Origin of the sequence: Echinicola marina (genome assembly GCF_020463795.1) — a bacterium.
GTDB classification, from domain to species: domain Bacteria; phylum Bacteroidota; class Bacteroidia; order Cytophagales; family Cyclobacteriaceae; genus Echinicola; species Echinicola marina.
Genome location: NZ_CP080025.1, coordinates 355,164 through 378,534, shown reverse-complemented (window position 1 = coordinate 378,534; position 23,371 = coordinate 355,164). Strand labels below are relative to the sequence as shown.

Annotated in this window: 11 protein-coding genes; 2 read left to right on the top strand and 9 right to left on the bottom strand. The window is 42.1% G+C overall.

The annotated features are described in order from the left end of the window. Positions 1–56: 56 nt before the first annotated feature. The 9 genes from KZP23_RS01760 to KZP23_RS01720 form a co-directional block, all read right to left on the bottom strand. Complete coding sequence (locus KZP23_RS01760) at positions 57–1,250, bottom strand: hypothetical protein (protein ID WP_226334440.1); 1,194 nt, start codon at positions 1,248–1,250, stop codon at positions 57–59. Then, positions 1,237–1,941, bottom strand: a complete 705-nt coding sequence (locus KZP23_RS01755; protein ID WP_226334439.1) for an ABC transporter ATP-binding protein — start codon at positions 1,939–1,941, stop codon at positions 1,237–1,239. Before KZP23_RS01755 ends, KZP23_RS01760 begins: the two co-directional genes overlap by 14 nt. Before the next feature lie 12 nt (positions 1,942–1,953). Beyond that, positions 1,954–3,168, bottom strand: a complete 1,215-nt coding sequence (locus KZP23_RS01750; protein WP_226334438.1) for an ABC transporter permease — start codon at positions 3,166–3,168, stop codon at positions 1,954–1,956. A gap of 6 nt (positions 3,169–3,174) precedes the next feature. Next, positions 3,175–4,398 carry an ABC transporter permease gene (locus KZP23_RS01745; RefSeq protein WP_226334437.1) on the bottom strand — a complete coding sequence of 408 codons (1,224 nt, stop codon included), beginning with the start codon at positions 4,396–4,398 and terminating at the stop codon, positions 3,175–3,177. Then, entirely contained in the window at positions 4,398–5,138 is a 741-nt protein-coding gene (locus KZP23_RS01740; protein WP_226334436.1) for an outer membrane lipoprotein-sorting protein, read from the bottom strand. Before KZP23_RS01740 ends, KZP23_RS01745 begins: the two co-directional genes overlap by 1 nt. A gap of 973 nt (positions 5,139–6,111) precedes the next feature. Continuing rightward, a complete protein-coding gene (locus tag KZP23_RS01735; protein ID WP_226334435.1) occupies positions 6,112–7,068 on the bottom strand; it encodes a PorP/SprF family type IX secretion system membrane protein in 957 nt (318 codons plus the stop codon). A gap of 59 nt (positions 7,069–7,127) precedes the next feature. Beyond that, the gene (locus KZP23_RS01730) at positions 7,128–17,957 is read right to left on the bottom strand and encodes an MBG domain-containing protein (protein ID WP_226334434.1); all 10,830 of its coding nucleotides are present in this window, start codon (positions 17,955–17,957) and stop codon (positions 7,128–7,130) included. Between the two features lie 180 nt (positions 17,958–18,137). After that, positions 18,138–18,287: a hypothetical protein gene (locus KZP23_RS01725; protein WP_226334433.1), complete on the bottom strand. Its 150-nt coding sequence runs from the start codon at positions 18,285–18,287 to the stop codon at positions 18,138–18,140. A gap of 100 nt (positions 18,288–18,387) precedes the next feature. Then, entirely contained in the window at positions 18,388–20,115 is a 1,728-nt protein-coding gene (locus KZP23_RS01720) for a tetratricopeptide repeat protein (protein ID WP_226334432.1), read from the bottom strand. An 824-nt stretch (positions 20,116–20,939) separates the two neighbouring features. On the opposite strand from KZP23_RS01720, the gene KZP23_RS01715 reads away from it, so the two are divergent. Together KZP23_RS01715 and KZP23_RS01710 are read left to right on the top strand one after the other, a co-directional pair. Then, on the top strand, positions 20,940–22,196 hold the full coding sequence (locus KZP23_RS01715) for a tyrosine-type recombinase/integrase (RefSeq protein ID WP_226334431.1): 1,257 nt from the start codon (positions 20,940–20,942) through the stop codon (positions 22,194–22,196). 55 nt (positions 22,197–22,251) lie between these two features. Continuing rightward, entirely contained in the window at positions 22,252–23,310 is a 1,059-nt protein-coding gene (locus tag KZP23_RS01710; protein WP_226334430.1) for a hypothetical protein, read from the top strand. The last annotated feature ends 61 nt before the right edge of the window (positions 23,311–23,371 follow it).

The following is a 23,371-nucleotide window of genomic DNA, read 5'->3' as shown; positions in this document are numbered from 1 at the left end:
TCTTTGAGTATGGCGTCAAGAGTATGGAGCAATCTGATGATTTTTAATGCCTCAACTTAAAAGCTCCATTTTCCCCGTAGAAAGTAAGAGGTGGAATAAGAACGGAATTTATCCCTTGAGGTATCTTCTGCATAAAATGCCTGGACAATAAAGTCTATGTCAAAATCCTGAAAAATATTCCAAGTCGCAAAAGGGGAGAGGAACATGGCTTTGTTTTGTGGAAACAGCATCGTTCCAAATCCAGCATTTATAAGAGGGTGAGCTTGATAACTGGCCTGAATGAATCCGGAATGTTTATAGGGGGAGAGGTTTTTGGCCGTTAATGCTCGGCTATTCAATCTGATCAATCCTTCTGCGCCCAGATCTTTATAGCCTGCTTCATTGAAAAGATACGAAACGTTATAATAAAAATTTCCAATTGAATGATCCAGGGAAATACTGCCCACAAATGCCTTCGGATCTGTTTTACTTTTTACTCTGGGATAAAAGTAGCTCATTTCTCCTTTTAAGCTGGCACTGCCCAAGTTGCCGGCCCAGCCTGCTCCCAAAACCCAGTTTTCTCGGCTGTAGCCTCCCATAAACTGGAAGTCATAATTCCATTTATTGGTCTTGTACATTAAGGCAGAGGAAAAAATATTCATTGCTGTACTGTCCGGATTGATGGTTTTTGAAGGAAGGCTGATAGCCATCTCAAGGCTGGAATTGGTCCCTGTGTAATATTCTGTTCGGAGGGCATCGATCCCAGGCCTTTCTTCATAGTCAAAATCAAAATAGGAATAGGCATTGAAAATATCGTTTGGATTCCAAATGGTATTGATGCCCCAATTGATCCTTTGCCGGCCAAGTTTAACCGTTAGCTTTTCCTTGATCCATTCCATATAAAACCGGTCAATCATCGTGTGGAGTACTACACCATTTTCATTGATAATGGTCCAGTTTAGATCAAAGTAGTAGGTGTCATAATCGATGAAGTCTTCAAAGTTTTCAAGGTATTTGCTGGTTTGACCAATAAATAACCTGGATCTTAAAGCTCCATAAAACCTGATGTTCTCATTTGGATACCATTTAAAATTGAGCCGGTTATGGATGAGATTGTCTACCAATGCGCTGTCTTCAAGGTCATTGAAGGAAACCATTTCTTTGAGATATCCATTGACAAAGAAGGTTTTGGCCTTGTCTTCCTGTGCAAAGCTAGGATCTTGCAGAAAGCCATATATAAGGCAAATCAATATGAGTTTAACGAACTTCATCTTCTATGATCCTGCCATCTTCCAAGGTGACTACTCTTCTGGCCTTGTCAATGACCCTTTGGTCATGGGTGGAGAAAATGAAGGTCATATTTTCTTCACGGTTCATTCGGGCCATCATATCCAATAAATTTCCAGCAGCAGCTGAGTCCAAGTTGGCAGTAGGTTCATCTGCCAGGATAAATTTTGGTCTCGAGGCCAATGCCCTGATTACCGCTACCCGCTGTTGTTGTCCCCCTGATAATTCTGCGGGTCGGACTTGGGCTTTGTCTTCCAAGCCCACCTCTTTTAAAAGTTGCATGGCCCTTTCTTCCATTTCTTGCATTGATTTCTTTTGCAGCAACATGATAAACTCCACGTTTTCTTTGGCTGTGAGCACTGGAATAAGATTGTATTGCTGAAAAACAAAACCAATATGGTGCAGCCTGAAATCTATCAGTGCGGACTCTTTCAACTTTGATATATCTGTGTCTCCTATAATGACCTTCCCTTTACTGGGAGAGTCAAGGCCTCCAATGATATTTAAAAGAGTGGTCTTACCAGAACCAGAAGGACCGACGATTGCCGTAAACTCACCTTCTTCGATCTTCAGGTCAACATCTTTTAATGCCTGAACTGGTATCTTCGACTCATGGTAGGTCTTGGCTAAGTCTTCAGTTGAAATGACAATTTTTTTCCCAATGGTTGTTTCCATAATCTCTTTTGTTTACGTCATATGCAAGGCCTCGCTTGGCTTGAGTTGAATGGCTTTGTGGGCAGGATAAAGGGCTCCGGCCAAAGCAGTGATAATTACTCCAATAGTAACCAATATATAGGTGTCGTTTTCAATGCTAGGGTAGAGGATGCTGTCATAGCCATAGGCTTTTAGTCCTGCTGAATAGGCACTCAAATCAATACCATGAATGCCCAGCCAATTCATGGTAATCAGGCCAATAATAGCTCCCAAAGGGCCGCCCACCAGGGATAGAAATACTGTTTCAATGACGATCATGATATACACCCGCCATTTGTTCATCCCTATGGCCATCAACATGCCCAGTTCTCTATGACGTTCCAATACAGCCATCAACATGGTATTGATAATGCCAAATATGAGCGCTGTCATGATGATCCCAAAAAGCACCCAGAGGAAACTATCCGTCATGGAAAGGAAGAGTTCTAGTTCCGGGGCGATGGTTCTCCAAGATTCTATCTGAAGTGCTGGATGATTTTGTTCAAGTGCTTTCACCAATATGGTTTCATCTTCCGGATGGTTAAGGAAAATGGCGATTTCATGAATGTTATCCTCTATTCCGGCAATTCGGTTCAGGTCTTCCTTCTTTACATAGGCAGTAGCTTGGTTGATATTGGGAGAGGTGGTTTCTATCAAGCCTACTATTCGGAATGCTCCTGCAACCAAATTGTTTTCTTCATCTTGAAAGGTCAGGACTATTTTTGAGTTGATGTTTACCTTCAGATCCTCCGCCAGCTCATTTCCAATTACAACGGGGTTTTTCTGCTTGGATTCAAAATAAGTGCCCTCTGTTAATAAGGAGTCATGGTGGGTGACCCTTTTTTCCAGTTCAGGAATGATGCCGTATATACGCACTCCGCTGGCTTTTCTGGTGGATGAAACCATGCCATTGGTTAAGCTTCTGGGGGAAATCGCGGCTATCCCTGGCTCAGAAGAAAGGGTTTTTTCCAAGGCAGTGCCATTTGGGATGTTGTAGCTTATTTTATAATCTTCTTTGAATTTTGGGTGGTGGATTTGTATATGGGAGATTTCATGCTCAATGGCCCCATTGATATAGGAAACAGTGAAGCCATTCATAAAGCCCAACATAAAAATCAAGGCCCAGATGCCCACGACAATAGCGCCAATGACCACCATGCTCCGGCCTTTGTTTCTCCATACATTTCTCCAAGCGATTTTGATTAGCATATTCATTTACCTTCCTTCTCTCATTGCAGTTACAGGTTCCAGTTTCCAGATGCTATATATCGGGTATCCCCCCAGCACCAAGGCCATAAAAAACACCACCCATGCCTGACTGGTAAATACTACGGGTTCCAGACTGAAAACATAAACCGCTTCGATTCCAAACTTTTCAAATGCTGCCTTGTATTCTTCAGATAAGGAGATGGGATGATGATAAAAATAACTTATGAGTGGGATGCTTAAGGCAAATCCTGCCAATACAGCGATCATAGCCAGCATGATGATTTCTGCAAAGATAATCAATTGCAGTTTGTACCTTCTCATTCCTACGGAAAGTAAAATCCCAAACTCATAAAGACGCTCGGTGGTCATCATCAGAAATGTCCCAAACATACCAAAGCCTATTACCACATAGAGTAGCATGAGCATGATAATGCCAGAAATATTGTCTACCTCTATTCCCTGAACCAATTCTGGCATCATTGTTCTCCAGTTCATGACTTCTAATGCAGTGGTGTCAAGCTCCTCCCGTAAACTGGCCTCAATAGAACTTACATGTTTTGGATGCTCAGTGACTATGGCTAAGGCAGTAAGCAGTTGCTCAGCACCAAAGAAATATTGAGCGGCTGGCAAGGGCATGAAAACTACCTGATTGGTGAGCTGTGGCAAACCAAACTGGACCAGACCACTAACGGTATATTTTCCTGCAGCATTTGCCCCATGGTAACCCTGGCTGATCAATACGATGGTATCGCCAACAGAAAGTTTCAGGTATTCTGCCAGTCCTGTTCCGATCAGCACATGTTCTTCGTTAATCTCAAAGGCGCTACCTTGGACAATCTTATCCTCGACATTGGTGAGTGCGGCTTCTTTTTGAGGGTCAATGCCTATGACCAATGCCCCTTTGGTCTGGGTTCGGTAAGAGGCTAAGGCAAAGGATTCCAGTCTTGGGACCGCTGCTTCTACATCTTCGATTCCTTCGACTTTTTGCTGTAAGTTTGAAGAAGGCTTGAAGGCATTATCAATTACCTGCTCTTCCCAATATCCTTTTTGGTGGATCTGTATATAACCGGTCAAAAAACGCACGCTGTTATCAATCATTCTTTCATAGGAACCCAATTGCATGGAGCGCATAAGGCTGGACAAGATGACAGCAAAAGCAATGCTGACAATGGTGATAATGGTCCGCCGTTTATTTCTCCAGATATTTCTCCAAGCCAATTTAAGAAGCATCAGCGTATACGTTTCATTTTTTGAATAGAGAAAAAACCTTCATCGATGTCGATATCAAAATCAAGATCATTATAGATAATGACTGTCCTTTGGTCGGGGTTTTCCTCAGGGATCATATCCATTTTACTGGGAATTAGTCTTCCATCCATTTCTTTGATGTCTGAAAGAATCATGGTATTGATAAGAAAGCCATCCTCATCAAAGTAGCGGATGAGCAGTTCTATATAGTCCGTTTTGGATACAAATAATTCAATTGATCCCCATACTACTGCGGCATCCTCCTTGGGAATGAGTTCTAGTTTCCAGCAATCATAATTATTGATGATGGTGTCTCCTTTAAGAAAATGGTCATAATCCTCAAGTACTGAAGATTCTTTCACCAGATCATCATTAGTAAAATCTGAGCCCATCCAAGACTGGCTCATCATAGAAGGAGGCAGCTTCACCACCCTATCAATGGTAGGTTGCCAGTTCCAAATTTCTTTATCACGCTTGAGGAAAGCGGTGCCTTGGTCTCTTGCTGGACTGGTGATAAGGATGAGGGAATAGCCGGTTCCTAGGCTCCAGCCTTTCATTGAAATTTCCCTTGACCAATCTGGCCTGATGATTTTCATGGTCATATTGGAGGATGAAGATTTGCCCCTCATTTTCTGATCGACCTTCTTGATGATCTCAGTGGCATCTTGAGCAGCCAGCAAAAGAGGTGTGAAAAGGAAGATGAAGCAAAATAGCGTTTTCATAAAAATGGCGTTAGCACTGGTGCTGTTAGGTCTTGTCCATAATTTAACTATTCCATGAGCATAGTCCAATAGATATGGGGTGGATTTGTTTTATTATCAGTGGTTTATCGGAGGTTTTGGGGCGGTGATATTTCTGATGGTAAGGGTAGGAGCGTCTTTATTAAACCTTGATGATGCTTTGGGAATTATTATAGATAGGCTCATGCATATTTCGGGTTTGACCCTATCAATATCTCATCATTATTAACCACAGGTTTATCTCGGAGGGGGAAATGGCTGTCAATTAGATATGTGTAGTGGGAGGACAGGGCTGTATTTATCTGTAATTATGAAAAAGAATGCATATTCAAGTCAAAATATTCTTGCCCCAAGTATTTCAACCTGCACCACTTCTCTTCCATTCTATATGTAGTCAACGGAGCGAGCAATCTCCTAAACACCTTATATCCCTTTATGTACCCATTATGGATTAGCCTTGGACAAGTAAGGTATCCTTTTCCATATCTCTGGATCAAGCAGGGTTTTTATCCAAATTATCTTCGGATTTAACTCGGAAATATCCGAGCTTAATCCGAAGGTGATCCGAAGGAGATCCCTGTGTGACCCGAAGATAATTTGGTTTTTATATAAACAAAGGTAAAGACAAGCCTAGGAGCTTGTAAGCAGAAATAGGCAATAAGTGCTGAATTGTTACTGGACAGTACTTCTGCATACTCCGGGTTCAACCATCGAATCTTGGTTCATGACCATTCTCAAACCTTAGTATCTTTTGACAGGATTTTAATCAATACCTAAAAGACAGCAAAAATGATGAGTTCATCTCTTTATAGCATAGGGGGATTATTATTAACCTTTTAAAATCTATGAACTGCTTATTTGAGAGGTTGAAAAAATGAAATCTAAGCTCTTAAAGATAAAAAACTGATATTAAAGGTCCTCATGGTTCCAGCCATGAGGACCTTTAATAATATCCCTACCAAATCAAGACTTCCTTGGCATGTTTCCTTTCGTTGGTCCTGAACAGGTTGAATATGGCCATGAACTCGTGGGTATTGCCAGGGAGCAGGTAACTGCCGTTGGTCGGGAACTCATAGACATAGCCTACCTTCACCCGCTTCAAGAGGAAGCCCAGCTGCAAATTGTTCGCATAATCCACCCGGTGCCCTGCCCCTAGCCAGAACCTGTCCATCAACAATGCCTTCAGGTTAAATTCTATATTGTCCGGAAGGTCCTCCTGGTTGCGGTAAAAGAAATTCCCGATTACGGACACCTGATCACTCAGGGCCTCCCGGTAGCCCGCCTGTACAATATAGTTGATCGGCCTGCCTTCCATAAATTCATCTCCGCTGGAAATGCTGCCCCCGTTGACCTGGTGCATGGCATAGGACAGGTAGTACTTTTCGTGCGTCAGCGCCAGGCCTACATTGAAGTCGATGATCTGCATATCGGAAAAGCCGCCGATATACTGGCCCAGCAATTCGTCGTTCTGCTGCTCCACGGTCATGGACGTGCCGTCCAGTTTGACATTGGTATAGCTTACCCCCGCACCCAGGCGCAGGTTGTGCTTTTCTGTCAGCCTGATCCTGCTGGCATAGCCCAGCACCAGGGAGGTTTCCCTGAAGGCCCCGTACTCATCGAACAATAGGTTGAGGCTGGCCGCATTTTTGCCCATCAGGGCAGGATCTTCCTCTCCTTTCATTTCCCCGAAATCCAGCTCCGCACTAAAGAACATGGTCCTTGGCGCTCCTTCAAAACCACTCCATTGGTTCCTGACAAAGCCCCTTAAAGTACTGCCCTCATAACCGGTCAACCCGGGGTTATAGTAACTCTGGAAAAAGTTGAACTGGCTAATGTATTTTCTCGACTGCCCCAGCACCATCAAAGGTGCCGACAGCATGAACATCAATGTATAAACTAAAACCTTTTTCATTTGATTAACTGGCTTTCTATTTCCAAAACAATCTTTAATTACTTGACAAAACCTTTTCATCATTTCAATAAATTAAGGGTGCCTCTTCGTACCTTATCATCTTCCTTGGACTCGATTACCCAGAAATAGCTCCCTACTGCCATTTCCTTGCCCTTATAGGTTCCATCCCACCTTTTTTCAGGATTTTCGGTATAGAAGAGCCTGTTACCACTTTTTTCAAATATCATGATCCTTACACCGGTCTGGTACCTGAGCTCCTCAACACCCCAAGTATCATTGGTACCGTCTTCATTTGGACTGAAGGTATTGTAGATCACGATATCGTTCAGGGATTTTCTCAGCCTGTTGACCTCAAAGACCTTGGAAAGTGTATTGCCATCGGCATCCACCACCATCACCTCGACCGAGAAAGCAGTTCTGCCCGCCAATGCTTCCTGGCTGTCCCAGTACAGGCTGTTGCCAGAAAGGGAGAAATAGCCATTGTCCGCTGCTCCGGAAACAAGTTCCAGAACATGTTGGTTATCCACTGGATCCACCACCGTGATGCTGCCTATCGCTACAGGGCCGTTCTGGGCCTCGAAACTGTTATTGTCAAGGACAAGGTCCACTGGGGCAGGCTTGGCATTTACATTGACAAACATAAACGGTACAGGTAGTCCTTCTCCCAAGATGGTTCCTGGTAGTTGTAAGGTCCCCGTTATACGGTAAGCTCCCCTGTTCCTGGTATCCACTGTGGATACATTCCAATTCACCTCCAGATTAATGAATTCATCTTGTTCGGTTCTCACCAATACTGTTTCAGGCAAAGGTATTTCGACCAAATCGATTCCCCAGTCCACGGTAACCGCAGTAGGTTCGTAAACCTCTTCGATCTTCCTGCCCTGGATGGTAAGCGTGGCCGGCTGGTAGACAATATCATAATTGCCCCCGGCTGACAGGCTGCCCAGCTCAATGGCATAAACTCCGATGTCTTCTCCGGAAACCCTGCTCAGGCTGCCACTAAGGATGCTGCCGTCGTCACCATTGACAAAACCGGAAGCCGTATAGCTCAATACAGGATCTGCGGTGCCATACACCTTGCTCTGGTCATCGGGGGTAACTGTCAAGGCTGCTTGGGTAATCTCAAAGTTTCCATCCACATAGCTGATGGTATAGTTACCGGAAGTATAACCTGAAGCAGTGATCGCATAATTGCCCACATCCTCTCCGGCAGCTCGGCTTACATCCAATGTGCCACCCAAGGCAGTCTCATCATCACCGTTCACAAAACCTGCATAGGAAACGGTCAAGGCAGCATCTGTTTCTCCGTAAACCTTGGATTTATCGTCCGCAGTAACTGTCAGGGCTGCCTGCGTGATCTCAAAGCTGCCATCTACATAGCTGATGGTATAATTGCTTGAAGTATAACCAGAAGCGGTAATTGCATAAGTGCCCACATCCTCTCCGGCTGCTCGGCTCACATCCAGTGTGCCGCCCAAGACAGTTTCATCATCGCTATTCACAAATCCCGAATAACTTACTGTTAAAGTACCATCAGCCTCACCGTAAACCTTGCTCTGGTCATCAGCGCTTACGGTTAAAGTTGTCTTGGTGATCTCCAAGTTACCATCCACATAGCTGATCGTATAGTTACCGGAAGTATAACCAGAGGCGGTAATCGCATAGTTACCTACATCCTCTCCGGTAGTTCGGCTTACATCCAGTGTGCCGCCCAAGGCAGTTGCATCATCACCATTCACAAATCCCGAATAACTTACTGTTAAAGCACCATCAGTTTCTCCGTAAACCTTGCTTTGGTCATCAGCGGTAACTGTCAAGGCTGCTTGGGTAATCTCAAAGTTTCCATCCACATAGCTGATGGTATAGTTACCGGAAGTATAACCTGAAGCAGTGATCGCATAATTGCCCACATCCTCTCCGGCAGCTCGGCTTACATCCAATGTGCCACCCAAGGCAGTCTCATCATCACCGTTCACAAAACCTGCATAGGAAACGGTCAAGGCAGCATCTGTTTCTCCGTAAACCTTGGATTTATCATCAGCAGTGACTGTTAAGGCTGCCTGGTTTATTTCAAAGTTGCCATCCACATAGCTGATCGTATAGTTACCGGAAGTATAACCAGAAGCGGTAATTGCATAAGTGCCCACATCCTCTCCGGCAGCTCGGCTTACATCCAATGTGCCACCCAAGGCAGTCTCATCATCGCCGTTCACAAAACCTGCATAGGAAACGGTCAAGGCAGCATCTGTTTCTCCGTAAACCTTGGATTTATCATCAGCAGTGACTGTTAAGGCTGCCTGGTTTATTTCAAAGTTTCCATCCACATAGCTGATCGTATAGTTACCGGAAGTATAACCAGAAGCGGTAATTGCATAAGTGCCCACATCCTCTCCGGCAGCTCGGCTTACATCCAATGTGCCACCCAAGGCAGTCTCATCATCGCCGTTCACAAAGCCGGAATAGGAAACGGTCAAAGCTGGGTCAGATTCTCCATAAACCTTACTTTGATCGTCCGCAGTAACTGTCAGGGCTGCCTGCGTGATCTCAAAGCTGCCATCTACATAGCTGATGGTATAATTGCTTGAAGTATAGCCGGAAGCCATAATCGCATAAGTACCTACATCCTCTCCGGCTGCTCGGCTTACATCCAAAGTACCGCCCAAGACAGTTGCATCATCGCTATTCACAAATCCCGAATAACTTACTGTTAAAGCACCATCAGCCTCACCGTAAACCTTGCTCTGGTCATCAGCGCTTACGGTTAAAGCTGCCTTGGTGATCTCCAAGTTACCATCCACATAGCTGATCGTATAGTTACCGGAAGTATAACCAGAGGCGGTAATCGCATAGTTACCTACATCCTCTCCGGTAGTTCGGCTTACATCCAGTGTGCCGCCCAAGGCAGTTGCGTCATCACCATTCACAAATCCCGAATAACTTACTGTTAAAGCTGGGTCAGCTGCTCCGTAAACCTTGCTCTGGTCATCAGCGGTAACTGTCAGGGCTGCCTGCGTGATCTCAAAGCTGCCATCTACATAGCTGATGGTATAATTGCTTGAAGTATAACCCGAAGCGGTAATTGCATAAGTGCCCACATCCTCTCCGGCTGCACGGCTTATATTTAAAGTACCGCCCAATGCCGTTTCATCATCGCTATTCACAAATCCCGAATAACTTACTGTTAAAGCACCATCAGTCTCACCATAAACCTTGCTTTGGTCATCAGCGGTAACGGTCAAGGCTGCTTGGGTGATTTCTAAGCTGCCATCTACATAGCTGATGGTATAATTGCTTGAAGTATAACCCGAAGCGGTAATTGCATAAGTGCCCACATCCTCTCCGGCTGCACGGCTCACATCAAGCGTTCCGCCCAAAGCAGATTCATCATCACCGTTCACAAAGCCAGAATAGCTCACAGTTAAACTAGGGTCAGCCTCACCATAAACCTTACTTTGATCTTCAGCAGTTACCGTCAAGGCTGCTTTAGTTATTTCAAACTCAGCTATGCTATATACTATCGTATAATTTGCTCCGGCATCCAGTGTTCCTAGATTGATCGCGTAGATTCCCACATCTTCCCCTACTGTTCTGGCCAATGCTCCGGTGATCACTCCTTCGGTATCTCCGTTTTTCAGGCCTGCCACCTGATAGCCAAGTGTTGGATCTGAATCTCCATAAATCTTACTCTGGCCGGCATAAGCAGTAATACCCAAGGTAGCAGGTATGATCTCAAAGTCAGCACTAATGAAATTGATCGTATAGTTTGGACCGGCATCCAGGGTACCCAGATTGATCGGATGGATGCCCACATCCTCTCCAGCTGCTCTGGTCAATGATCCTGTGAGAATTGTCTCAGTATCTCCTCCTTCGAAGCCATCGGCTACAAAGCTGAATACCGGATCTGGATCATCATAGATTTTGGATTGGCCAGCATCTGCTGTGATATCCAAAGTCGCTGGGCTTACCGTCAAATCTGCAGTCAACACCAGAGTCGTGAAGTTCGATCCACTGATCGTGGCGGTAACCTGCTGGGTGCCAACATCCGTCCTTCCGTTGTTGGTATAATTCACATGGGTTCCCACTGGGAGCGGACCGGTGATGGCCAAAGACTTCTCTGTTCCATCGTATACAAAACTGGCGTCATCAAAGCTGATTCCCGTGATAGTTCCTGGCGTTACCGTCAAATCTGCAGTCAGCACCAGAGTCGTGAAGTTCGATCCACTGATCGTGGCGGTAACCTGCTGGGTACCTACATCCGTCCTTCCGTTGTTGCTATAATTCACATGGGTTCCCACTGGGAGCGGACCAGCTATGGCCAGAGACTTCTCTGTTCCATCGTATACAAAACTGGCGTCATCAAAGGTGATTCCTGTGATAATTCCTGGTGTTACCGTCAAATCTGCAGTCAGCACCAGAGTCGTGAAGTTCGATCCACTGATCGTAGCTGTCACCTGCTGGGTGCCAACATCCGTCCTTCCGTTGTTGCTATAATTCACATGGGTTCCCACTGGGAGCGGACCGGTGATGGCCAAAGACTTCTCTGTTCCATCGTATACAAAACTGGCGTCATCAAAGCTGATTCCCGTGATAGTTCCTGGTGTTACCGTCAAATCTGCAGTCAGCACCAGAGTCGTGAAGTTCGATCCACTGATCGTGGCGGTAACCTGCTGGGTGCCAACATCCGTCCTTCCGTTGTTGCTATAATTCACATGGGTTCCCACTGGGAGCGGACCGGTGATGGCCAGAGACTTCTCTGTTCCATCGTATACAAAACTGGCGTCATCAAAGCTGATTCCCGTGATAGTTCCTGGTGTTACCGTCAAATCTGCAGTCAGCACCAGAGTCGTGAAGTTCGATCCACTGATCGTGGCGGTAACCTGCTGGGTGCCAACATCCGTCCTTCCGTTGTTGCTATAATTCACATGGGTTCCCACTGGGAGCGGACCGGTGATGGCCAGAGACTTCTCTATTCCATCGTAAACAAAACTGGCGTCATCAAAGGTGATTCCGTTGATCGTTCCCTGAGTAATTACAAAATCTTCATCAATAAAATTGATCGTATAATTAGATCCTGCATCCAGCGTCCCCTGATTAATTGGGTATGTTCCAATATCTTCTCCAGTTGCTCTTGCCAATGCTCCGGTGATCACTCCTTCTTTTGTATCCCCATTTTTCAAGCCTGAATACTGATACGTCAATTCTGGATCGACTTGGCCATACACCTTATTCTGACCTGCATCAGCTGTGATATCCAAGGTAGCTGGGGTAATCTCAAAGTTCGCAGTAGCGAAGTTGATCGAATAGTTTGGACCTGCATCTAGTGTCCCCTGATTGATAGCATAAATCCCAACATCTTCGCCTACTGCTCTTCCCAAAGCCCCTGTGATTGTAGAACTTGGATCTCCATTTTTCAGTCCTGAGGCAACAAAGACAAAGGTTGGATCGGCATCCCCATATACTTTAGAATTCCTAATCGCTGTCACATTCAAGGGGGCAGATGTGATTTCAAAGTCCGAACCGGTGAAATTGATGGTATAATTTGGTCCTGCATCCAGCGTACCCAAAGTAATCGCATAAGTCCCTACGTCGCTTCCCGGATCTCTTGAAAGAGCGCCAGTCAAAATACCTACATCATCCCCTGGTTCAAATCCTGAAGCCTGATAAGTTAATACCGGATCGAGATCTCCATAGATCTTGGTCTGACCAGCATCAACGGTCACAGTGAGAACTTTTGGAACCACCACAATAATAACCTCGATATCAACTTCAGATGAATTACCATTTACATCGGTAACAGTGTATTTCACTGTATTGGATCCTTCATCAGTTTTGCTGAAAGAAGTTTTACTTAATACTTGAGACTGAATTCCGCAGGCATCTGTGGATCCCTCATCTATCATTCCAACGGTCAAATCAACTGTTACAAATGCATCCACATTCAGGGTGATTGTTGATTTTGCAAGAATGGCTGGATTTGTTGAATCAATAATATTGACACTTGCGTTCCCAATCCAAGAATTTCCAGCCAGGTCGGTTACAGTAACAGTTACAGAATTAGTTCCGACATCAGAGCAATTGAAAACTGATTTACTTAAGCTTGACTGAATATTTCCTTGTGGCGTGAAATCGTCAAAAATTGCAAAGTACAACAATTCAGATATGGAAAGTGTAGGTGAAATTCCATCTTGGTTCAAAGTAAGGTTAGTGGTACCGGGTTTTAATATGACCGAAGGAGGATTGGCATCAAAAGTGACTGACAAGCCACTAGAGGCAGGACTGTTATTGCCTGCCAAGTCAGCTTGGGTAGCAGTCATGACATGAACACCTTTCGATACATCGCTCCCTGCAGTAAAGGTCCAATTACCGGATCCATTCGCAGTTGTGGTACCCAGTACCCCATCCTTGTCACTGATCACAGTGACTGTACTATTTGCCAATGCTGTCCCTGAAAAGGTCGGCGTTAAATCATTGGTAATGTTATCCGAAGCCGATACTCCGGAATCAGAACCCCGAGTCAAATCCGGAGTACCTGGAGCTGGAGGAGCTGTTTGGTCCAACACCGTAGAATTATTACCTATTGTAGGACCTTTATTTCCACCTGCATCCTGAAGATAAACTTCTACAGTCAAGTGTCCATCAACCAAAGAACTCACATCAACATTGACAACTTGGTTAAGATCAACTACTGCTTTACTACCGGCAACAGTGGCAGTATTGCCATCTCCACTACTGGAAATGGAATAGAATATAGTGGCGCCTACCTCTGCATTAGAGACTGTAAAGAATGTATTTAAGGCCTCAGTAGAATTGATCAAATTATCATCCCAAGCCACTGTATATCCCGAAGGAGGGAAATCATCATTAAGGATCGTAACTATTGCTCCATCTGAAATATCCACTGCTAGACTTGTACTTGCCAAATTGGATTGAGAAACAGTTAAAGTTTCATCCACTTCCTGCACTAAATCAAGGGTTGGCGTCACAGTAAAGGTCTGGATTTCACCTGCGGTACCTGCAAAGGTTAAGGTTTGACCGGTCACGGCAGTGTAGTCATTGTCGGCAACAGTGGCCGTACCATCAGCAGTGCTTACATCTATTGTAAATCCACCTTGGACAGCATTGTCTAATGTGGCCGTTAAGGTTATTGCTCCATCATCTTCATTTCCGCTCACTTCTGCTATAGTAACAGCAGCTTGATCATCATTTGTAATTGTGCCCATGCCGGTACCATCAGTGATCATGACATTGGTACCAGTAGGATTCGAAAGCATCAGTGTTAACGTCTCATCAGATTCTAGAATTTCGTCACCTGCTATGCTTACATCTATGGTTTTACTGGTCTCTCCTTCTGCAAAACTTATTGTTCCACTTGCTGCGGTAAAATCAGATCCTGCTATCGCAGATCCATTGGATGTCGCATAGTCAACAGTCGCTCCTCCTGCCGGAGCGGGATTATCCAGACTTACAGTAAAGGTTAAGGTGCCTGTTCCTGAGTTTCCTTCTGCTATGCTTGCGTCGTCTACAGAGACAGAAACATCAATATCTTCGGTACTTAGTGCAATTCCCCAAACGTCACCCGAGGAAGCATAAGGTATTATTTCCGCTTCACTAGTTCCGTCCAAATTTGCCATTCGGATTCCTGCTGCTCCATAATATACTTTACCTGCTTTCAAATCAAGATCCATTCCAAGCGAAGTTCCAGAATTAGATAGAGTTTCAATGTTGGATCCATCCATATCGGCTCTTCCTAACTCATAATAATCCGTAAAATATAGTTTACCATTTAAAGCATCTACCTGAACTGACCATGGATTGCCTATTTTCGAGACCACAACTTCTTTATTCGTACCATCTAAATTTGATCTGAAAAATTTATCTAAAAAATAACCACTCCAATATATTTTGTTGGTGTAATTGTCAACCCAAACCCCAGTATGACCATTAGCTGATGCAACTACATCTTCCACATTGGAACCGTCCAGGTTGGCTCTTCTTATCCTATTATTATCATATTCCGTCCAGTAAATTTTACTATTGGCAAGATCCAATGCAATTCCGAAAGCTTCAGCTCCGGAAACGATGGTTTCTACATTGGATCCATCCAGATCCGCTTTCAAAATATCACCGCTGAGCTCATTGAAATATAGCTTCTGATTTTCGTGATCAATACGAATTCCATTGTATTGACCTGTTGCAATTGTTTGTATATCCGAACCATCTAGCTTAGCAGATTGTATCTTTTCACGATTAGCCCAATAAATTCTGGTTGCCTTTTTGAAATCATCATTAAAAATCAACCCAGTGCCCATGGCCTCATCAAGGACAACCCCTGTTCCTGTAGGGTTAGAAAGGGTTATGGTAAATGTTTCGCTTCCTTCTACTTCAGTGTCTCTATTTACAGACACATCTATCGTCTTACTGGTTTCTCCCGCTGCAAAATTCAGCGTTCCACTAATAGCTGTATAATCTGATCCAGCTGTGGCTGTTCCATCCGATGTGGCATAATCAACCGTAGCTCCGCCTGCCGGAGCTGGAGCATCTAATGATACGGTAAACCGTAGGGTGGAAGTACCTGCGTCGCCTTCAGCTACCGTAACATCATTGATGGAAATTAAAGTAGGTGTGACCACATCGATATTAACAGTACCAAATGACGCACCTACTAGTCCATCGTTCCCGATTAAGTCAATGGTTCCGGCATTATCCCCTATTACTCCTGGATTGCTGGTAAACATAATAGAGGATGGATCACTCAGGTAGGTGTTTAAGTCTGAAATAGTACCCGAAGTAGTCCAAACTCCAGGAACTGGCTGGCTGACTGTAATACCAACTCCAGGATTAAAAGAAGGTGTTCCTCCCAAAGCAATATATGTGATTCCCAACACATCATCAGGTGCTGCATCTGGATCACCTAAAGTGGATCCTGACAGATCAATACTGCTTGGTACTCCTTCGGTCACAGTAATATCCGTTGGAACCCCCGTCATGAAGGGAGGGATACTGGCCAATTTTTCTGCAATATCTTGGACTGTGGCACCGGTATTATTGAATGAATCCGTCAGGTCCACCGAAAGTGTAATGGTACCATCTGACAATCCACTTAGATCAATATTGGAAATGGTTTGATTAGCTGTAGTAATTGTTCCAGAACCCGAAACGGTACTTCCCCCTGCAGCACTGGTAAATAGATAATTATAGGTCGCGTCTATTTCGGCATTGGTAAAGGTAAAACTGACATCGGATGAATTGGACGGAAGAATCCGGTCCTGATTAATTTCTACGGTATAATCCTTAGGAGCAGCCAAATCCTCATCCTTGATGGTCAAAGTCACCTGATCAGGGCTGCCTTTAATTCCGTTGGTCGGAGCACCCATATCAATAATAATGGTCTCATCTCCTTCTTCTATTCCATCCAAAAGGGATTCCACCCGAATACTGTCCATGGTTTGTCCTGGAGATAGGGTAATCGCGAGATCAGTAGTTTCATAATCGGTTCCTTCAACCGCCGTTCCTGAAAAGCTTAAAGGGATAGTTATCGACGTTCCTGCTACTGCATCAATTTTCCCTCTAACAAAAGCATAACTGCCACTTTCATCAGTAATAGGATTCCAAAAATCCACTACTTCGAGCGAAACTGTTGGTGCGAGATCATCTTCCAAAATTGTAAAAGTTTGTTGTTGAGCACCATTTTCAACCCCATTCGTCACAGAAGCAATATCAATGGTTATAGTCTCATCTCCTTCATACAGGGCATCATGAACCAATCTAATAGCACTCATCCCAAATGTAGTTCCAGGATTGATTATAACTGGGTTTACAAGAACCGAATAATCAACTCCTGACCCAGTTGCCGTACCTCCGAAACCTAGATTCACCGTGACTGGTGCCACAAAAGAATGTGAAAGATTAACCTGGATCATCTTATCTGAGGAGTTTCCTTCAAAGTCTTCTGCCTTAGTCAAATAAAGTGTAACCGTGGGAACAGGGGTAATATTTAATGTCGCTATGTAATTTCCAGTACTATTATCCGTTCCGTCATTCACCTCAAATTGAAATGAAGTATTGGTTGATCCATTTTGAATGTATTGAAGATTTCCTGCATCTAGGTCTGCCTTGCTGATTTGGTCATTGATGCTGACTTCCTCTCCGACGTCATAAACATCATCGTTATCTGCATCAACATATAAGGTTCCCTCATCTGGCAGGGATTCTATTAAGACATGGCTGATAGGATCCCCATCACTGTCTGAATAGCCAAAGCTTGCTGTTGAAAAAGTATAGGTCAAATTCTCATAGGGACCATTGGCAGCTGTAAAGCTGGAAGCAGTTGGTGGTGTGTTCGCTGAAGGTATGGTATAGGATAAATCATCCAAATCGACAACAATATCTACTCCAGAAATTGTGAAGCTGGTGATATTGCTAAAACCTGATTGGGAGGAAAAATTGTAATTTCGATAAAGAGCAAATGGGCCATCATTCGGCGGTAAGATTACATTCCCTCCCGCGCTGGTTGAAAAGTTAACGTTGCCAGTGACCTGAATATCAAATGATAAAGAGTTTAGGCTAAAATTGCCTCCAGAACTAAGACTGATGGTAATGGAACTGATCGTACCCTCTCCACCCGTATCAAATTGAAGAGCATAGTCTGAAAGTCCCCCCTCAGATAGAGAATAAGTACTGTTTGATGTTTTATGGGTATAGGTTGGGTCAGGACCATTAATTTGATACCTGATCCCATCATTGGTAAAATCTTTACTGGTAATAGAATAGCCTGCATCATCATCATAGTTTTCTACAACAGTTTGTCCAAAAGCCACCTGAAATGAAAACAGGAAAATTAATAAAGTGGAAACCCATTTTAAATGGTGATAAGAGTAAAGTTTTTTCATGGAATTTAAATGTAAAATCAATAAGACGTCAGTTTTTTTGGACGCAGTCATAATCTGTGGAAGCCTATATCAGCGCTTTTGGTAGTTTTACAGCAACACCATGGAAACCGCATGAAATAGCTTTTTGAAAGCTGAACCCAGTGTGGAATAACTCCATTTTTTAACAAAAAATTGGAGAACCTATTCGGAATTGAAACCATCAGTTTTTTCTAATTGTTGAATGCTTTCTTCTATCTCTCTTTCCTTTTTCTCAAAAAAACAGTAGACCAAAAATCCAACTACCACCAACAGTAAAATTACCCACCAAAGGATTGATTTGCGTTTTGACATTTGAGAACAAGTTTAACTAAAGCCTTAAACATAGTTCCAAGCTTCCAAAAAATGACATTCTGGGGCGTTACAAAAGCGTTACAAACGAAAAAACAGGCCTTCAGGATTCAGAAACGAACTTTTCAAAAAATTGGGAAGCTGAAAAATCTTTGGGTAAATCCAGCTTTTTTCGGATTCTATACCAGGTCACCCGAAGAGATGCCGGAGAAATCCCCAAGGCATTTGCGATTTGGCCTTTTGGAATTTCCAATTTGGTAAGGAGCAAAAAACGAAGCTCCGCTGGTGAAAGAGCAGGGTATTTATTTTGCATATCTGCAATCAAACCAGGAAAGACTTTGGCGAATTGCTTCTGAAATGAGTCCCAGTCCACCTCTGTCAAAATCGTACTTTCCTTAAGCTCATCCAGTAATTTCTGCTGCACAGCTGTAGGCTGTGATTTTTCCAGCGACTGAATAATTCTAGAATTATCATTGATTTTGTTGAGGTAGGTTTTTAGCTGGCTTCTGGCATTTTCCAATTGCAGATGCGTCTGCTCCAGCTCAACGGTCTTCAACTTTTGTTCTGCTTTGTTTCGTCCATCCTGAATTTGATATACCACCAAAAAGACAACCAATAATAATATCAAGCCTCCAATAATAAAATTTCGGGTCATTTTATTTCTTTCCCCCTCATCTTGTAGTTTGAGAATTTCCCTTTCCCTTTTGCTGGCCATTACTTCTTGATTTGCTCGCATCAGCTTGAGGGCACTGAATTTCTCATTCACTCTTTTTTGGGAAATAAGGGCAGAATCCAGGTAGGTAGTTGCCAGTTGGGGATGATTCATGGCTGCTTCCCATTTGCTCATGACAGGATATAGCTTTGCATATCGATCAGTTTGACCTGTGAGTTGAATATATTCTTTTGCTTTATCGATGTAAGCTCTTGCCAGTGATAGGCCCCCTTGCTGAATGTAGATATCAGCAATCGGAATACATGAACCCGCTGCTAATCCAAAATCTTCAAATTGTTCGGCAATCCGGATGTCGGTTTCTAAGTAGGGAATTGCAGCATCAAATTCCCCTTTGAGGAAATGATTGAAACCCTTATTTCCGGAGGCTATCCCCACCCACTGTTCAGAAGTGGTATCTGCATGCACCAACAGGCGTTCAAAATAATAATCTGAACTATCCAAATTGCCAATTTCACGGTAAGAAAGCCCCAGGTTATTGAATGAATGTCGATAGGCGTAGATATAAAAATCATCCAAGGGCAGCTTCGCCACCCTTCGAAAATAGGAAATTGCCTTTTTATAATCTCCGAAAAAAAAGAAGTCATTTCCAATTTGCTGTAGGAAGATGGCTTTGTCAGGAAATTCCTCAATGCTCATTTTACTGATCAACTCATCCAGCAGAAGGTGCCAATGAATGGATTTTTGAAATTCCATATCCCCCCAATAGACTCCAGCGATGGCATTGGCAGCCCTACTGGCGATGTATTGAAACCCTTTTGCTTTACTTTCCTTTTGAACCTGAATCAAGAGATCCACCGTTCCCAATCCATTAAAGACTTTATAAAAAGCTTCCAACAGATCTGCTTCCATCAACAAGTTGGGGTCTTTTTCTTTTATTGCTAGTTCACGCATCCCTGCTACTGTGTCAGCAAAAGCTTTGAAAGGAAAACCACCATCACTGGCACTATAATATAAATCAGATAATATCTCCTTTTGCTCAACATGTGGTTTATGAAGCAACTTGGAATATTGGGCCTTGACCTGAGAAGAAATCAGTACCAATAAAAGGAATACCAAAACAAAACCCTTCAATCGTGTTGATCGGATGAAAAACGCCAAAATTATTATTTTAAAAAGCCAACTCTTTATGAAAGGTGCAAGAAAATAAAAAAAACCGAATTTCCCTTACTTTTGCAATGGGAGCAAATGATTATTTAATCCAATTTGCCTATTGCGATCAAATTGAACCTCTACCAGCCCTGCAAATTGCCCCCAGACTTAAGGGATTTTTTTGTTAGGAATGATGAGCTTTCATCGCGTTAAAGCTATTGATTTTCGGGATTGCTTTTTCTTTTTCTGCGCAGGGACTCTCCCTGTAATTCGATGCGGTATGCATCATGTACGACTCTGTCTAATTATATCGTCTGTCAGGGTGAATAATTTCAAACTTAAATTTTGTCTACCCTTGTCAGATCAAGCCTAGTTTAAGTCACTGGCCTGCCTAGATAGTCAATTGCGTAAAAGGATGCACACAGATGTATTAAAAATAAATATCCGTGTTCATCTTTATCCATCTGTGGTTAATAAATAGCGTATATCATAGCTAAAATAGACTGCTTTCCCTAGCTTTTCGGCTTGGTCCCTTAATGTAATACGTTGGTTAGAAAAAGCGGAGTAGAAAAGTTGAATATTATGAATTCAAAAAAAAAGCTCTCCAAAAAAAGGAGAGCTTTGTACCCAGGGCCGGAGTAATAACAAATGGATTCGGGTGCTATTTGAATTTCCATAAATTAACTTTAAATGGGATTTTTTGACGCTTTTTTGCTTGATTTAGATAGGAGTGAAGGTAGTATAAAGTTTAAATAAATAGCATAAAATAGTGATTTGGTTTAGCAATGGTTTAGCAAATTTATTAGATTTGATGAATACATATTTCCTCATTCATGGCAAGTATTAAATTTATCATCAGAAGTAAGCTAGATAAGGCAGTTCCGGTTTATGTAGTCGTATCTATCAAAAGAGGGCAAGTCTATTTTTGTAGAACGGGCTTTGTTATTCACCCTAAAAACTGGAGTGAGTTTAAAGGGCTACCTAAGCAAAACGATGAGACAAACAAGCAAATAGCTAAACAGCTAAAGGTTTTGGAATCTTTTCTTACAGATAGGATCAATGAAGCTCAATCTGAAGGAGAGAGTCTTTCAAAGGAATTCTTTGATAATCAAATTGATATTTGTTTTAATAGGAGCAGGGATGAGGATGATCAAGATTTATTTATCAGTCATGTAAATTATATTATTAATAATGCTTCTAGCCGGAAGATAAAAGGAAAAAGTAGAGTGGGCTTATCTGAAAATACAATAAAAAACTACCAAACTTTTAAAAAGATTGTGGAGGAATTTCAGAGATATTCGAAAAAGCCAATCAGGTTTAGGGATATTGATTTAGTGTTTACAGAGCGATTTAAAGGTTGGTTGTTGAATAAGAAGAACTACTCTGTGAATCATGCCGGAAAATCCATTGCATTTTTGAAAAGTATATCCATTGATGCTGAAAAAATTGGAATAAAAGTCAATCCAAAAGTTCATATTATTGAGGCTTTTACTGAATCTAATGAAGATCGAAATATAGTTACGTTAACTGTTGAGGAGCTGGAGAAAATTAAGCAGGTAAAATTGGAAAGAGGAGCTTTGGTAAATGCTAGAAAGTGGCTCCTGATAGGCTGTGAAATAGGTCAACGAGGAGGGGACCTCTTGAACCTTAATGAAGCGATGATTCGGGATGCTGGAGATTGTAGGATATTTGATATTAAGCAACAAAAGACAGGTAAAATCATCTCAGTTCCTATAACTAAGGAGATAAATAGAATTTTACAAGATGGGTTTCCCTATAAGGTTAGTCAAGCGAAATTCAATGAATACATTAAGGATATTGCCAAGGCAGCCGAATTGAATGATTTGATTGATGGAAAAAAGTATAATAAGGAGACAAAGAGGAAGGAGTTTGGAAAATATCCCAAACATATGCTAATTACCTCCCATACCTGTCGCAGGTCATTTGCTACTAACTATTATAAGAAAGTTCCTACAACAATTTTAATGGGGATTACGGGGCATTCTAAGGAGAGTACTTTTTTGGCCTATATCAATAAACCTAAGGATATGGATGAAAATGCTAGGATGTTTTTGAAGTACATGGATTAAAATTTAGACTTAATTATTAATATATTCGATTTTCTTTTTGAAGAAATAAAAAGATATGAGAGATTCGGTTTTCGTAGAAAATAATATCTATACCCAAAGAATTGACAGTTTGAAGATTTTTACAGATCGTGAGTCAATTGATTGGGCGCTCAAGGTTTTAAATAATAAAAAGGAATTACAGGAAATTGCTTCTGTAATATCAAATCTAAAAGAAGAACCGATTTTTGTTTTGGGAGTTACTCCAGATACTATATTTTTAGTTCTTACTCCACTGTTAATCTTTGCCGCAGGTTATGTGTTTTCGTACTTTGGTAAAAAAAGGAATGCAAGAAATGAGGCGATTTCAATTCGAAATATGGTTTCATTGTGGGTAGAATTACATAAATCAATTATTTCGGATCAAATTTCGAATCTAGATAGTTTTATAGCTGGATTAAAATCACTAGATCATATAGATGATTTTCCCTTAATAATTAAAACAATTAATCTCCATAAATTACGAGAAATTCCATTTACAAAGTTGTTGAACGTGTTTGTTATTAATGTAGTAGGAGATGAAAATGAAATAAGAAAGAGTTTTTATAATATGGTTAGTCCTCTGGAGTATTTAAGTGTTGCAAATTCACAGTTAAAAACCCATTATAATAAGTTTACTAATGGGGTTGACAAGCTCAGAAAGGAATATAACTCTCAATTAATGGGTATAGAAGAACATAGAGTTACAATTCTTCGTAAGTATTTGAATCCTGAATCTAAATTAAACGATTTTGCTAATCAAGTTGATGATGTTTCCAAAGTTTTTTTTGAAAGTATTGGGAAAAAAGAAGTAGGGATAGATGTTTGGAATGAGGGTTTATTTTTAAAATTAAAAGAAGTTGCTCAGGTTGAGATTTCAAAGAGTAGAGAAGAAGATGTTCAAATTTTGTTATCTAGAATTGAAAGAATTCAAATTGTAATCCGAGAATGGAAGTCATGGAAAGATGGTTATGGTCAAGTTTTTATTGCTCTTAAAAATCGTATGGATATATCCTATGACACTTTATCATCTGAAACTTTAGCGCTATCGGAAAAGCCTTTAGTTGGATTGATTAAATTTGATTTACATTCTAACTAGAAATTTAGAATAACATGGTGTAATAAATGAAAATAAGAATTCCATTATTTTTTTGTGTTTA